This is a genomic window from Streptomyces sp. NPDC058289, from assembly GCF_042880975.1.
Taxonomy (GTDB): domain Bacteria; phylum Actinomycetota; class Actinomycetes; order Streptomycetales; family Streptomycetaceae; genus Streptomyces; species Streptomyces stoeckheimensis.
In genome coordinates, this window is record NZ_JBHVYI010000142.1 from 1 (window position 1) to 14723 (window position 14723).

A 14723-nucleotide genomic window follows, 5' to 3' on the forward strand; every position below is an offset into this window, starting at 1 on the left:
CCCACACTGAGTCCGCGGAAGTAGATCTGCACCAGCACCGCCCGGTGTTCCGGGGCCCTTCCGCGTTCGTGCCGGGTCCTAGTTCGGGTTCAGGCCCTTGGCGCGCAGCCATGCCTGCGGGTCGACCGGAGAGCCGCCGCCCGGCCGTACCTCGAAGTGGAGGTGCGGGCCGGTGGAGTTGCCGGAGTTGCCGGAGTACGCGATCACATCGCCGGCCTTGACCTTGCCGGAGCGGATCTTGGCGCTGCTGAGGTGGCAGTACCAGGTCTCGGTGCCATCGGGCGCGGTGAGTATCACCATGTTGCCGTAGGCGGAGTTCCACTGGCTGCGCACGGTGCCGTCGGTGGCGGCCATGACCGAAGTCCCGTAGGACACCGGGAAGTCGATGCCGGTGTGCACGGACATCCAGTTGACGCCCGCCTGGCCGAAGCCGGCGCTGAGGCCGTGCCGCGCGACGGGGAGCGCGAACTTGGGGCGGGCCGCTTCCTTGGCCGCGGCCTCCTCCGCCTTCTGCTTCTTTTCCTCGTCCTGGCGCAGGCGCAGGTCGATGCGCTCCTGGGTGCGGCTCGCACGGTCCGCGAAGTCGCCGGCGTCGGCGCTGAGGGCGGTGAGCTGCGTGTCGAGCTTGCTGTTCGCGGCGACCGGCTTGATGGAGGCCGGGTCGGGCGCGGCCAGGGTGGTGGTCTCCTCGGACGGCTTCTCCGTACCGGTGAGCCCGCCCACGGAGGCGGCGGCGACACCCGCGACACCCATCACACAGGCCGAGGGAACGGCCACGGTCAGCAGCGCGGAACGCTTGGCCGGGGTACGACGGCGGTTGCCGGCACCGGCCTTGGCGGTACTCGCCTTGGCGACGGGCTTCGAGCCGGGCTTGGAGCCGGCGCGGCGCGAGGGGCGCGGCTCGGTGGGCGCGGCAGGGGTGACCGGCATGGCCTGGGTGGGGAGATCGTGCACCCGGGCGTCGGCGTTCATGTCGACGTCGACGTCGTAATCGACGTCCGCGTGGGCGTCGTCGGCATCCGCACCGGCGGGGAGGAAGTCGAAGACGGCGGTCTCGGTGTAGGCCGTCTCGCCCTCGGGCGAGGTCGCGGCGTAGGCCTCGTAGCCGTAGGCGTACTGCTGCTCGTGGGCCTGCTCCTGCGCCGACTCGGGGACGTGCTGCGGCTGCTGCTGTTCGTAACCGCCGTACCCGTAGGTCTGCTCGGAGGCCGTGTTCCAGGCGGTGGCGTCGTAGGCGCCGGTCTCGGTCCCGTAGCCGGGGACCGACCAGTGGCCGGTCTGCTCGGCGGAGGTCTCGTAGCCGAAGGCGGTGGACTGGTAGTCCATGGAGACGCCGCCCTGGGTGGGGACGGTCGAAAGGTAGCCGTCGTAGCCGGCGTATCCGTCTACGGAGGGCTGCGCGTAAGTGTTCTGGGGGGCGGTCCATGCCGTGGTGTCGTACGAGCCGGTGTCGTAGGAACCGTAGGCGGCGCCGTAGTTGTAGCCCTGACCCTGTGTTTCATAGGACGTAAACGCTGAATCGCCAGCGAAAGTGGTGGTGGAAAGGCCGTCATACCCAAAATCGGGGTACTGGCCCGACGAGGGGCGGTCGTTCACCAACTTCTCTTTCGCCTCGGCAGCGGGGGGCCTGGGTGGCCGAGGAGCGTGGGGTCCTCGGAGGAGAGCAGTGGCGTGACTGTACCCGGCGGTTACACGCAACGACAATCTTCGGAGGCTTTTGTGCTCGGCGGAACCGGGCATTCGGCCGCCTTTCGGTCGGCTGAAGACTCACCCTTGGCCTTGAGTTCGAAAAGCGTTCGACTGAAGGTCGCTTTTCGCTCCCGCGGTCGAGGCCGCAAGGGGTGGCCGCCTCGGTCGGGCTCGGCGGCGCTCGGCAGGGCTCGGCGGGGCTCGGTCAGGCTCCGGCAGGGCTCGGCGGGGCTCGGTCAGGCGACGGAAGCGGCACCGGGGTGCGGGACGGCGATCGGCCTGGGTCCGTCGAGCGCGCGCCGGACCGCCGCGATGACGGTGAGGTGCGCGGGCAGGGCGAGGTGTCCGATGCCGGTGACCTGCACGTTTTCCGCGAGCAGGTCCGGGTGCTCGATACGGGCCGTCTCGGTCGGGTCCATCAGCTCGTCGAACTCGCTCCAGAACGCCACGCATCGGGTCCGGCAGCCGGGCGCGGGCGCGCGCAGTTCGGCGAGCACCTCGGAATCCGGGCGCATCTGCCGGACCAAGGGGTGTGCGTCCATGAAGGGCGCCACGCGGGTGCCGGAATGCGGGGTGCCGAGCGTGACGAGCGTGCGGACGCGCGCGTCGCCGCCGAGGCGCTGGACGTAGTACCGCCCGACCAGCCCGCCGAGGCTGTGCCCCACCAGGTCCACCCGGTCCTGCCCCGTGCGCTCGCACAGCTCCTCGATGCGGCGGGCCAGATGCCGGGCGGTGACGCGCAGGTCGCAGGTGAAGGGAGAGTAGTTGTGCGCCTCCACCTGCCGCCGGCCGCCGGCCCCGAGGGCGCGGCGCAGCAGGACGAAGACGGAGCGGTTGTCGGTGAAGCCGTGGAGCAGCAGTACCGGCGGGCGCTCGTGGGTGGCGGTGGCGGGTCGCTCCGGCAGAACTCCGGTGGGATACAGCAGGATGTGCCCGCCGAGCACGATCGCTTCCAGTACGCCGGCCCGCAGCGCGGCCCCGGACATGGTCAGCCCCATGGACGGCCCCCCCCCGTAGGTCCTGGCGACTCGGGACCGGGGCGTCCGACCGCCCCGTGCCGTGCGGCTGTCGGCGCGGAGCGGTGGTACGCCATCCCACGTGTGATTTCCCCCTCGTGGTTGACCGCGAAACGGGGGTGTGCGCAATGCTGTACTTAACGTTCGTTCACTCGGGAGGCAGTGCGATGGGTGTGACCGGTCCGATCCGTGTGGTGGTGGCCAAGCCGGGCCTCGACGGCCACGACCGAGGCGCCAAGGTGATCGCGCGGGCCCTGCGGGACGCGGGCATGGAGGTCATCTACACCGGCCTCCACCAGACCCCCGAACAGATCGTCGACACGGCGATCCAGGAGGACGCCGACGCGATCGGTCTGTCGATCCTGTCGGGCGCGCACAACACGCTGTTCGCGCGCGTGCTGGAACTCCTTGCGGAGCGCGATGCGGAGGACATCAAGGTGTTCGGCGGCGGCATCATTCCGGAGGCGGACATCGCTCCGCTGAAGGAGAAGGGCGTGGCCGAGATCTTCACCCCGGGCGCGACGACCACGGCCATCGTCGACTGGGTCCGCGCCCACGTTCGCCAGCCGGTGTAGCCGTTGCCCTGCCCTGCCCTGCCCCGTTGCCGGGGACCGGTCCCCGGACCCCTGCGCCTCAAACGCCGGCGGGGCTGGGGTGTGGTCGGGTCTGTGCGCCGGCTGCGGGTGGGTCGGGGCCGGGGCCGGGGTGGGGTGTCGGCCTGGACTGCATGATTTAGGCGCCCTGTGCCCTGCTTCGACAGGGCGCGGCGTGCTCTGGCGCCACAAATCACGCTTTACGTCCCGGCCGACACCCCACCCCGTCCCCGTCCCCGACCCGGCCGCCCCCAGCCCCGTCGGCGGGTACTTCAGCCCCGCCGGGGTTTGACCTTTCAGCCGTCCGGCGTTGGGGATCTTTCAGCCGTCCGGCGTTTGAGGACCGGGAGCGGGGGCGGAGCCCCAGGGGGTCCGGGCGCAGCCCGGTACCCCCTTCCAGCCCGTCCGGCGTTTGAGGACCGGGTCAGGGCGGAGCCCTGGGAACGGTGGAAGGGCGGGTAGGGGACTTTGCCCCGTGTAGCGGCGAGGGGCACCCCTACGGCGTCAGCCGGGACGCGGACCGACTCGGGGCGCGTTGGTGGTCAGGCGGGCGGTGTCAGTTCCGCGTGCAGCGCCGCGCGTAGGCGCAGGGTGGCGACCAGGCGCTGGAAGGCTTCCGACCAGTAGGCCGCCGCACCCCCCTCCTCCACCGGCTCCGCCGCCAGCGCATCGAGCCGCCCCGCCTCCGCGGGATCAAGGCACCGCTCCGCCAGCCCCATCACCCCGCTGAAGCTCCACGGGTAGCCGCCCGCCTCCCGCGCGGAGTCCAGCGCCTCGATCACCGCTCTCCCCAGCGCCCCCGCCCACGGCACCACGCACACCCCGAGCAGTTGGAACGCCTCCGACAGCCCGTGCGCACGTATGAACTCTGCGACCCACGCCGCCCGTTCCTCATCCCCGAGCGTCGACAGGAGCTTCGCCCGCTCAGCCAGCGACGCCGTCGCCGGGCCCGCCGCGGGCGGTGCGGAGGCCGAGCCGAGCAGGGCCTGCGACCACGCGGGGTCGCCCTGCCGCACCGCGGCCCGGCACCAGGCCGCGTGCAGTTCCTCCGCCCAGCCCTCGGCCACCGGCAGCGCCACGATCTCCGCCGGGCCGAGCCCCCCGAACCGGTCCCGCCAGCACGACAGCGGCGCGGACTCCACCAACTGCCCCAGCCACCAGGCCCGCTCTCCGCGACCGGCCGGCGGCCGTTTGACCACGCCGTCGCGCAGCATCCCCGCATCGCATGCGGCCGGCGGCGCCACCCCCTCCGGGCCGACGCAGGCCAGGGCCCGTTCCGCCATCCGCCCGGCCAGCGCCGAGGTCGGCAGCGCGGACAACAGCTCGGCCGCGGTCGCGCGGACGTTGCGGCTGCGGTCGCCCAGCGCCGCCTCCAGGAAGGGCTCGTCGCCCGTCGACAGCCCGACCCGCAAGGAGTCGAGGAACATCAGCCGGTCCTCGGCCCGCTCGGTGCTCCACGTGGTCTCCAGCAGCCGCGGCCCGGCGGCCGCCTCGTGGGCCCGTACGAGACCGAGCAGCGCTACCCGCTCCGCGAACAGCCCCTCCTGCCACAGCCGCTCCACCCCCGCAGAGTCCTCCGCGTCGGGCAGTTCGCCGGCGCCCCCGGATCCCCCGCGCAGCGCGAACCGCCAGTCCGGATTGAGCCGGGCCAGCCACAGCCCGCGCGTCCCGGCCAGGGCCAGCGCCTGTGGTCTGAGGTCGCTCCGGGCCCGGGCGACGTCCAGCAGCGCGGGCACGAGCGAAGCCGGAGCCCGGTACCCGTGCTGTCCGGCGGCGGCCAGCCACTGCGGCAGCAGCTCCGTCAGGTCCGGGGCGGCCCCCCGCCGCCCGCTGCCGCTGCCCGCACCGGCGCGGCCCGCCAACAGCTGCGCGAGCCGCCGCCGGGCCGGCTCCGGAGGCTCGGGACGCGGGTCGCGCGGCGCCGGCTCGGGCCGAGGGCCCGCCTCGGCGGGTCTCAGCCCGGCCCGGCGCCGTACCGTCTGCACGGCCGCGGCCCCGAGCAGGGCCTCGGGGCTGCCCCGGCGCCGCTCGGTACCCAGCAGCGCGGCGGCCACCAGCTCGTCCCAGCCCGCGTCCCCGTAGGCCGGGTCCGTCGCCCCGCCCGTCGATCCGCCCGCCGTTCTGCCCGTGGTCGTGTCCGTCGTCGTGTTCGTGGTCGTGTTCAACGGATCCCTCCCTCTTTCCTTCGCGTGTCGTGCCGTGTGCAGGTGCCCTGCTCCGGTCCCGCCCCCTCCGCGGGACCGGAGCAGCTCGATTTCCCTGTGGCACACACGGCCGCACCTACGGCCTCAACTGGCGTGGTTGTCGTCCACGAAAGCCCCCCGGCTCACTCGTCTCGAATACGTCGGCGCCCCCGCGCCGACGCTTTGCCCTGCCGCCCGCTCAGCCCAGCACCATCGGCTCCGAAGAGTCCGGATGCCAGGCCGTCAGCGGGGTGAATCCGCGGTGTCCGCATTCGCCGAACACCGTCAACGGGCCGCCCCCCGAGAGCGCGGCCAGCTGCCACAACCCGGTCCCGGGCCGGCTCCCGGCCCCGGTCAGGGGCACGGGCAGGGCGGACATCCCCTCCGCGTCCGCCAATTGCCAGGCCGTTTGGCCCTGTTGTGCGCCTTGCCCTTCCCCCTGCGCTCCTTCCTGTCGTCCTTGTTGTCGTTGTTGTCCTCCCGGTATCGGCACCACCGGGCCGAGCACCACCGGCCAGGACTCCAGCCAGGGGTCCTCGCGCAGGGCCGCGCCGTACGCCTCGAGTGCCGCGCCCGTGCTCACGCCGGTCGGCGCGGTCCGGCACGGTTCGGCCGGGGCGAACCTCTCCCCGAGGTCCGCCCGCAGTCCTGCGGAGCCGGGCCGGAAGCGGGCTTCCGCCTCCAGCACCAAGCCGACGGGCAGGGCCAGCCCCGGCGGTCGCCCGGGCGGGCCGAAGTCCAGGACCAGGGCCGGCCGTCCGCTCGCCAGCCCGCGCAGCCATATCCGGCGGGTGGTGAGACGGCCGTCCGGTGACGCCGTGTCGTACTGGGCCAGCACGATCCAGTGGTCCCGTACGGCCTCGCCTTCCGTCCGGGGCTGCAGTCCCAGACGGCTGCGGACCGTCGCGGCCAGCGGCTCCGGCAGTCCCGAAACCCCCAGCCAGGCTCGGTCCAGCAGGTGCAGCAGCGCGGCCTCCTCAAGCATCCGGGCGGGCCAGGCGGCGCCGCAACTGGGTATCGTCCCCAACTCCCGCACCCGCGCGGCCAGTCCGGGTGCCTGGGCGTCGACCATGCGGGCGGCGGTCTCCTCCCAGGCCGCATATCCCGCCCGCTCCTGACCGGCGAGGCCGCCGCGCACCAGGTCCGCGAGCCGCTGTTCCAACTCGGTGACGCCCGCGCCGATCCGGGCCGCCCGCCGCTCGGCCCGCTTGCGGGCTCCGTCCGCGTCCGCCGGCCCGGCCCGGCCGGAGCCGTCCGCGGCGGGTCGCGCGGCCTTCGCCGCCCGCTCCGCGAGCCACTCGCCCGCCCAGTCCGGAGCCCCGGCCGGGGCGTCGAGCCCCTCCGCGGACCAGAGCAGCAGCAGGCCCAGCGCGTGCTTGCACGGGAACTTCCGGCTCGGGCAGGAGCACTTGTACGCCGGCCCGGACAGGTCGACGACCGTCCGGTACGGCTTGCTGCCGCTGCCCTTGCACAACCCCCACACCGCACCGGAAGCGGAACCTCCGGTCTGTGACCACGGCCCTGCCGCACCGAGCTTGGCCCCCGCCTTGCGTGAGGCGTCGTCAGGAGCCAGAGCCAGTACCTGTTCCGCTGTCCAGCGGACCCCCTGCTCAGTCATGTGTTCCACCGTAGAGACCCCCACTGACAATCGCTCTGACCTGCAACGACTCATCTCCCGGGGGCCGTTGTCAGTGGTCGGGTGCATCGTGGTTGCAGCAGTCGGAAGCGGCTGCGGAGCATTGGAGGGGGACCATGGCCACGACCGGGAACGAGACCACCGCAGAGGCGCTGCGACCGCACGCCGAAGACGCCTTCGCCCACGAACTGAAAGCCCTGGCGGCCGCCGACGACCGGCCCCGCCCGGCCCGCTGGAAACTCTCCCCGTGGGCCGTGGCCACGTACCTGCAGGGCGGCACGCTCGAAGACGGCACCGTCATCACACCCAAGTACGTCGGCCCGCGCCGGATCGTCGAAGTCGCCGTCACCACCCTCGCCACCGACCGCGCGCTGCTGCTCCTCGGAGTGCCCGGCACCGCCAAGACCTGGGTGTCCGAGCATCTCGCCGCCGCCGTCAGCGGAGACTCCACCCTCCTCGTCCAGGGCACCGCGGGCACCCCGGAGGAGGCCATCCGCTACGGCTGGAACTACGCCCGCCTCCTCGCCCACGGCCCCAGCCGCGAAGCGCTCGTACCGAGCCCGGTCATGCGGGCCATGGCCGAGGGCATGACCGCCCGCGTCGAGGAGCTCACCCGCATCCCCGCCGACGTGCAGGACACCCTCATCACCGTCCTGTCCGAGAAGACGCTCCCGATACCGGAACTCGGCCAGGAGGTGCAGGCCGTGCGCGGCTTCAACCTCATCGCCACCGCCAACGACCGCGACCGCGGGGTCAACGAGCTCTCCAGCGCGCTGCGCCGACGCTTCAACACCGTCGTCCTGCCGCTGCCCGCCTCCGCCGACGCCGAGGTCGACATCGTCGCCCGCCGCGTCGACCAGATGGGCCGCGCCCTGGACCTGCCCGCCGCCCCGGAGGGCCTGGAGGAGATCCGTCGCGTGGTCACCGTCTTCCGCGAGCTGCGCGGCGGAGTCACCGAGGACGGGCGCACGAAGGTCAAGTCGCCCAGCGGCACCCTGTCCACCGCCGAGGCCATCTCGGTGGTCACGGGCGGCCTCGCCCTGGCCGCCCACTTCGGGGACGGCGTCCTGCGCCCCTCCGACGTGGCGGCGGGGATCCTCGGGGCCGTCGTCCGGGACCCGGCCGCCGACCAGGTCGTCTGGCAGGAGTACCTGGAGGCAGTGGTCCGCGAGCGCGACGGCTGGAAGGACTTCTACCGGGCCTGCCGGGAGGTGACCGTATGAGCCCGGGGACGGCCGGCAAGGACGCCGCCGGTCCGCTGCTGCTGGGCGTACGGCACCACGGGCCCGGCTCGGCCCGTGCGGTGCGGGCCGCCCTGGACGCGGCCCGGCCCGCGGCGGTGCTGATCGAGGGACCGCCGGAGGGGGACGCCCTGCTCCCGCTGGCCGCGGACCCGGGGATGCGGCCGCCCGTCGCCCTGCTCGCACACGCGGCCGACGACCCCGGCCGAGCCGCGTTCTGGCCGCTGGCCGACTTCTCCCCGGAATGGACCGCCATCCGGTGGGCGCAGGAGCGGGACGTGCCGGTCCGGTTCATCGACCTCCCGGCCGCGCACTCGCTGGCCGTGCCGGAGGGCGGGGAAGGGGCCGAGGGAGGGGTCGGGGACGGTGACGGGGGAGAGGGCCGGGAGGAGAGCGGAGCGGCGCCCGGGTCCGTACGGCTGGACCCGCTGGCCGTGCTGGCCGAGACCGCCGGGTACGAGGACCCCGAGCGGTGGTGGGAGGACGTGGTCGAGCACCGCGGCGGGTCCGGACCGGCGGCCGACCCGCTGGCCGTGTTCGAGGCCCTCGGGGAGGCCATGGGCGCCCTGCGCGAGGCGTACGGAGCGGGCGGCCACCACCGGGACCTGGTGCGCGAGGCGTACATGCGGCAGCGGATGCGGGCCGCGCGCCGGGAGTTCGGCGACGCCTACGCCGTGGTCTGCGGGGCCTGGCACGTCCCGGCCCTGCGGGCGAAGACCACCGCGGCCGCCGACAAGGCGCTCCTCACGGGCCTGCCCAAGGTCAAGGTGGAGACCACCTGGGTGCCCTGGACCCACCGGCGCCTCGCCCGGGCCGGAGGATACGGCGCGGGCATCACCTCGCCCGGCTGGTACGCACACCTCTTCGCGGCCCGGGACCGGCCCGTCGAGCGCTGGCTGACCAAGATCGCGGGCCTGCTCCGCGAGGAGGACAGGCAGGTGTCCCCGGCCCACGTCATCGAAGCGGTCCGGCTCGCCGACACCCTGGCCGCGATGCGGGGCCGGCCGGAGCCGGGGCTGACGGAGACCCTGGAAGCGGTCCGGGCGGTGATGTGCGACGGCTCCGACATACCGCTCGCGCTGATCGAGGACCGGCTCGTCGTCGGCGACGTGCTCGGCGAAGTCCCCGACGCGGCGCCCGTCGTACCGCTCCAGCGCGACCTGACCCGGCAGCAGCGCTCGCTGCGCCTCAAGCCCGAGGCGCAGGACCGGGAGCTGGAGCTCGACCTGCGCAAGGACACCGACGCGGCCAAGTCCCTCCTGCTGCACCGGCTGCGGCTGCTCGGCATCGACTGGGGCGTCCCGACGGCCTCCCGGGGGAGCACGGGCACCTTCCGCGAGACCTGGCGGCTCTGCTGGGAGCCGGAGCTCGCGGTACGGGTGGCCGAAGCCGGCATCTGGGGGACCACCGTCCTCGGGGCGGCCACCGCCCGGGCCGAGGCCGACGCGGCGGGCGCCGGGGAGCTGGGCGAGGTCACGGCCCTGGCGGAGCGGTGCCTGCTGGCCGGGCTCTCCGGGGCGCTGCCCGCCGTACTGCGGGCCCTCGCCGACCGGGCGGCGCTGGACACCGATGTGGCGGGGCTGGCCAAGGCGCTGCCCGCGCTGGCCCGCTCGCTGCGCTACGGGGACGTACGGGGCACCGACGCGGCGGCGCTGGCGACGGTGGCGGCCGGGCTCGCGGAGCGGATATGCGTGGCGCTGCCGCCCGCCTGCGCGGCGGGGCTGGACGCCGACGCGGCGGAGGAGCTGCGGGGGCACGTGGACGGCGTGCACGGCGCCGTCGGGCTGCTGGAGGCGCTGGACTCCGACGGCCTGCGGGAGCGCTGGGCGGCGGTGTTGCGCACGCTGGCCGGGCGGGACACCGTCCCCGGGCTGATACGCGGGCGGGCTGCGCGGCTGCTGCTCGACGACGGGCGGCTGCCGCCCGAGGAGACCGCGCGGCTGATGGGGCTCTCACTGTCCCCGGCGTGCGCGCCGACCGACGCGGCGGGCTGGATCGAGGGGTTCGCGGGCGGAGCCTCGGGGGGCGGCACGCTGCTGGTGCACGACGAGCGGCTGCTGGGGCTGATCGACGACTGGCTGGTGTCGGTGCCGGAGCGGGCGTTCGTCGACGTGCTGCCGCTGCTGCGGAGGACCTTCGGGGGGTACGAGGCGGGGGTTCGGCGGAGCCTGGGGGAGCTGGTGCGGCGGGGGCCGGGGCGGGTGGGGGGCTCCGTGCCGGGGGCCGGGGCGGCACCGGTCGGCTTCGGTCCGGAGCTGGATCCCGACCGGGCGGATGCGGTGGTGGACCTGGTCCGCCTGCTGTTGGCGGGGGCGCCGGGGTGACCGGGGCCGCCCGGGGCGGCCCGGGGGGCCGGCGGGCGGGCTGCGGTGGGCCGCTGCGCGGGGCGGAGTCCCCTACCCGCCCTTCCACCGTTCCCCGGGCCGGCCCGGACCCGGTCCTCAAACGTCGGACGGGCTGAAGGGCCCTGGGGCTCCGCCCCGGACCCTTGCCGGGTGCGGCGCCGTTGCCGGGGGCCGGCCCCCGGACCCCCGCTCCTCAAACGCCGGAGGGGCTGGATATTCGCCGGAGGCGCTGTTTCAGCCTCGCCGGCGTGTGAGCCGCGGGGTCCGGGCGCAGCCCGGGGAACAGGCGAAGGGCGGGTAGGGGACTTCGCACCGCGCAGCCGGTGGTGGTCGGCGTTGCTTCGTATGGCTTCGAGAGCGAGGGGTGGGACAGATGGCTGGTGCAGAAGTGAGTGGTGGCGGCGCGGAGCGGTTGCGGCGGTGGCGGATGGTGCTGGGCGGGGGAGAGGGGGAGGGGACCGGGGTGGCGTTGAGCGGGGCGGACGCCGGGATGGATGCCGCGCTGGGGGCCCTGTACGGGAGGGACGGCGGCGGGGGACGCAAGCGGGCGGGGGAGCGGTCGGCCGGGCTCGGCGGGTCCGCGCCCCATGTGGCGCGCTGGCTCGGGGACATCCGGACGTACTTCCCCACCTCCGTGGTGCAGGTCATGCAGCGGGACGCGATCCAGCGGCTCGGCCTGTCCGCGTTGCTGCTGGAGCCGGAGATGCTGGAGGCGGTGGAGCCGGACGTGCACCTCGTCGGCACCCTGCTCTCCCTCAACAAGGCCATGCCCGAGACCACCCGGGAGACGGCCCGCGCCGTCGTCCGCAAGGTGGTCGAGCAGGTGGAGAAGCGGCTCGCGAGCCGGACGCGGGCCACGCTGACGGGCGCGCTCGACCGGTCCGCGCGGATCAGCCGGCCGCGGCACGCGGACATCGACTGGGATCGGACCATCCGGGCGAACCTGAAGAACTATCTGCCCGAGTACCGGACCGTCGTTCCCGAGCGACTGGTCGGCTACGGCCGCGCCTCGCGGGCGGTGAAGAAGGAGGTCGTGCTGTGCATCGACCAGTCGGGTTCGATGGCGGCCTCCGTCGTCTACGCCTCCGTCTTCGGGGCGGTGCTGGCCTCGATGCGTTCGATCGCGACCCGGCTGGTCGTCTTCGACACCGCGGTCGTGGACCTGACCGACCAGCTCGACGATCCCGTCGACGTGCTCTTCGGCACCCAGCTCGGGGGCGGCACCGACATCAACCGTGCGCTCGCCTACTGCCAGTCGAAGATCACCCGCCCCGCCGACACCGTCGTCGTCCTCATCAGTGATCTCTATGAGGGCGGCATCCGCGACGAGATGCTGAAGCGGGTCGCGGCCATGAAGGCGGCGGGGGTGGAGTTCGTGGCGCTGCTCGCGCTGTCCGACGAGGGTGCGCCCGCCTACGACCGGGACCACGCCGCGGCCCTCGCCGCACTCGGCGCCCCGGCCTTCGCCTGCACGCCCGACCTGTTCCCGGAGGTGATGGCCGCGGCGCTGGAGAAGCGGCCGCTGCCCGTCCCGTGACCGGGCGGGGACCGCGGCGCGGAGTCCCGTGCGAGAGCCTTCGCGGCGGTGGTACATCGGTGGATCGCACGAAGATGCAGTTCAACCGTGAGGCGATCTGTGACAGGTATCACCGCTCAGGTGTGATCTGCGATTTAGGGACCTACGTCCCACGGGGATAACCTGCGGGACGGACATGCCGCGTCCACGGTCACCGTGTGCGCCTTCCTTGTGACAGCGCCGTCACGTTGCCCTCCGCGGCACGCCCACGCAGATAGCAGACAACCGCGAATCACTGCGAATCTTTGAAGACAAGGGACGGACGCGCGTGGACCTGTTCGAGTACCAGGCGAGGGACCTCTTCGCCAAGCACGGTGTACCGGTGCTGGCCGGTGAAGTGATCGACACGCCTGAGGCAGCGCGAGCGGCCACCGAGCGGCTGGGCGGCAAGTCGGTCGTCAAGGCGCAGGTGAAGGTCGGCGGCCGAGGCAAGGCAGGCGGCGTCAAGCTCGCCGCCACCCCGGACGAGGCCGTCGCCCGGGCGACGGACATCCTCGGGATGGACATCAAGGGCCACACGGTCCACAAGGTGATGATCGCCGAGACCGCTCCGGAGATCCTGGAGGAGTACTACGTCTCGTACCTCCTCGACCGCACCAACCGCACCTTCCTGGCCATGGCCTCGGTCGCGGGCGGCATGGACATCGAGCAGGTCGCCGAGGAGACCCCGGAGAAGCTCGCCAAGGTCCCGGTGAACGCCAACGAGGGCGTGACCATCGAGAAGGCCCGCGAGATCGTCGCGCTGGCGAAGTTCCCGGCCGAGGTTGCCGAGCAGGTCGCCGAGGTCCTCGTGACCCTGTGGGCGACCTTCATCGCCGAGGACGCGCTCCTCGTCGAGGTCAACCCGCTCGCGAAGGTCGCCTCCGGTGCGGTCATCGCGCTCGACGGCAAGGTCTCGCTCGACGAGAACGCCGAGTTCCGCCAGCCGGGTCACGAGGAGTTCGTGGACCACGCTGCCGCGAACCCGCTCGAGGCCGCCGCCAAGGCGAAGAACCTCAACTACGTGAAGCTCGACGGCGAGGTCGGCATCATCGGCAACGGCGCGGGTCTCGTCATGAGCACCCTCGACGTCGTCGCGTACGCCGGCGAGGCGTACACGTCGGTGAATGGCGGCGGGGTCAAGCCCGCCAACTTCCTGGACATCGGCGGTGGCGCCTCCGCCGCCGTCATGGCCAACGGTCTCGAGATCATCCTCGGCGACCCGGACGTCAAGTCCGTCTTCGTCAACGTCTTCGGTGGCATCACCGCGTGTGACGAGGTCGCCAACGGCATCGTCCAGGCGCTGCAGCTGCTCGAGGACAAGGGCGAGGCGGTCACCAAGCCGCTGGTCGTCCGCCTCGACGGCAACAACGCCGAGCTGGGTCGCAAGATCCTCTCGGACGCCAACCACCCGCTGGTTCAGCGCGTGGACACCATGGACGGCGCGGCCGACAAGGCCGCCGAGCTCGCGGCTGCGAAGTAAGGGCAGAGGTCACAGACTCACATGGCTATCTTCCTCAACAAGGACAGCAAGGTCATCGTCCAGGGCATGACCGGTGCCACGGGCATGAAGCACACCAAGCTGATGCTGGCTGACGGCACCAACATCGTCGGCGGCGTGAACCCGCGCAAGGCCGGCACCACCGTCGACTTCGACGGCACCGAGGTCCCGGTCTTCGGCTCCGTCGCCGAGGCGATGGAGAAGACGGGCGCCAACGTCTCCGTCCTCTTCGTCCCGCCGGCGTTCGCCAAGTCCGCCGTGGTCGAGGCGATCGACGCCGAGATCCCGCTGGCCGTCGTCATCACCGAGGGCATTGCGGTGCACGACTCCGCCGCCTTCTGGTCGTACGCGTCCGCCAAGGGCAACAAGACGCGGATCATCGGCCCGAACTGCCCGGGTCTGATCACCCCCGGCCAGTCCAACGCCGGCATCATCCCGGGCGACATCACCAAGCCCGGCCGCATCGGTCTCGTGTCCAAGTCGGGCACGCTGACCTACCAGATGATGTACGAGCTCCGTGACATCGGCTTCTCCTCCGCCGTCGGCATCGGTGGCGACCCGGTCATCGGCACCACGCACATCGACGCCCTCGAGGCGTTCGAGGCGGACCCCGACACCGACCTGATCGTCATGATCGGCGAGATCGGCGGCGACGCCGAGGAGCGTGCGGCGGACTTCATCGCGAAGAACGTCACCAAGCCGGTCGTCGGCTACGTCGCGGGCTTCACCGCCCCCGAGGGCAAGACCATGGGTCACGCCGGTGCGATCGTCTCCGGTTCTTCTGGCACCGCACAGGCCAAGAAGGAAGCCCTGGAGGCCGCGGGCGTGAAGGTCGGCAAGACGCCGACCGAGACCGCCAAGCTGGCGCGCGAGATCCTGAACGCCGCGGCGCAGTAAGCAGCAGCCGCAGCAGCAGCCTTCGGCTGTACGTGCAGACGGGCGTGGCCCGCACCCTGTGAGGGGC

At 73.1% G+C, this 14723-nt stretch carries 10 protein-coding genes; 6 read left to right on the forward strand and 4 right to left on the reverse strand.

The features are described from left to right. Positions 1–78 precede the first annotated feature (78 nt). The gene (locus ACFVX6_RS38605) at positions 79–1740 is read right to left on the reverse strand and encodes a peptidoglycan DD-metalloendopeptidase family protein (protein WP_389699265.1); all 1662 of its coding nucleotides are present in this window, start codon (positions 1738–1740) and stop codon (positions 79–81) included. 185 nt (positions 1741–1925) lie between these two features. Beyond that, positions 1926–2687, reverse strand: a complete 762-nt coding sequence (locus ACFVX6_RS38610) for an esterase/lipase family protein (protein WP_389699266.1) — start codon at positions 2685–2687, stop codon at positions 1926–1928. Positions 2688–2872: 185 nt separating this feature from the next. Between ACFVX6_RS38610 and ACFVX6_RS38615 the strand changes: the two genes are divergently transcribed. Further along, positions 2873–3280, forward strand: coding sequence for a cobalamin B12-binding domain-containing protein (locus tag ACFVX6_RS38615; protein ID WP_266905332.1), 408 nt, complete (start codon positions 2873–2875; stop codon positions 3278–3280). A 560-nt stretch (positions 3281–3840) separates the two neighbouring features. On the opposite strand, the gene ACFVX6_RS38620 is transcribed toward ACFVX6_RS38615, so the two are convergent. Together ACFVX6_RS38620 and ACFVX6_RS38625 are read right to left on the reverse strand one after the other, a co-directional pair. After that, positions 3841–5463 carry a DUF5691 domain-containing protein gene (locus ACFVX6_RS38620; protein ID WP_389699267.1) on the reverse strand — a complete coding sequence of 541 codons (1623 nt, stop codon included), beginning with the start codon at positions 5461–5463 and terminating at the stop codon, positions 3841–3843. A gap of 217 nt (positions 5464–5680) precedes the next feature. After that, the gene (locus ACFVX6_RS38625) at positions 5681–7099 is read right to left on the reverse strand and encodes an SWIM zinc finger family protein (RefSeq protein ID WP_389699268.1); all 1419 of its coding nucleotides are present in this window, start codon (positions 7097–7099) and stop codon (positions 5681–5683) included. 134 nt (positions 7100–7233) lie between these two features. On the opposite strand from ACFVX6_RS38625, the gene ACFVX6_RS38630 reads away from it, so the two are divergent. The 5 genes from ACFVX6_RS38630 to sucD all read left to right on the forward strand — a co-directional run bounded on the left by ACFVX6_RS38630 (position 7234) and on the right by sucD (position 14656). Further along, positions 7234–8340, forward strand: coding sequence for an AAA family ATPase (locus tag ACFVX6_RS38630; protein WP_389699269.1), 1107 nt, complete (start codon positions 7234–7236; stop codon positions 8338–8340). Next, positions 8337–10682, forward strand: coding sequence for a DUF5682 family protein (locus ACFVX6_RS38635; protein WP_389699270.1), 2346 nt, complete (start codon positions 8337–8339; stop codon positions 10680–10682). Before ACFVX6_RS38630 ends, ACFVX6_RS38635 begins: the two co-directional genes overlap by 4 nt. 394 nt (positions 10683–11076) lie before the next feature. After that, the gene (locus ACFVX6_RS38640; protein ID WP_389699271.1) at positions 11077–12240 is read left to right on the forward strand and encodes a VWA domain-containing protein; all 1164 of its coding nucleotides are present in this window, start codon (positions 11077–11079) and stop codon (positions 12238–12240) included. Between the two features lie 307 nt (positions 12241–12547). Continuing rightward, positions 12548–13741 (forward strand): ADP-forming succinate--CoA ligase subunit beta, encoded by a 1194-nt coding sequence (sucC, locus tag ACFVX6_RS38645; RefSeq protein WP_389699272.1) that lies wholly within the window; start codon positions 12548–12550, stop codon positions 13739–13741. Between the two features lie 21 nt (positions 13742–13762). Then, complete coding sequence (gene sucD, locus ACFVX6_RS38650) at positions 13763–14656, forward strand: succinate--CoA ligase subunit alpha (RefSeq protein WP_389699273.1); 894 nt, start codon at positions 13763–13765, stop codon at positions 14654–14656. Positions 14657–14723: the final 67 nt, after the last annotated feature.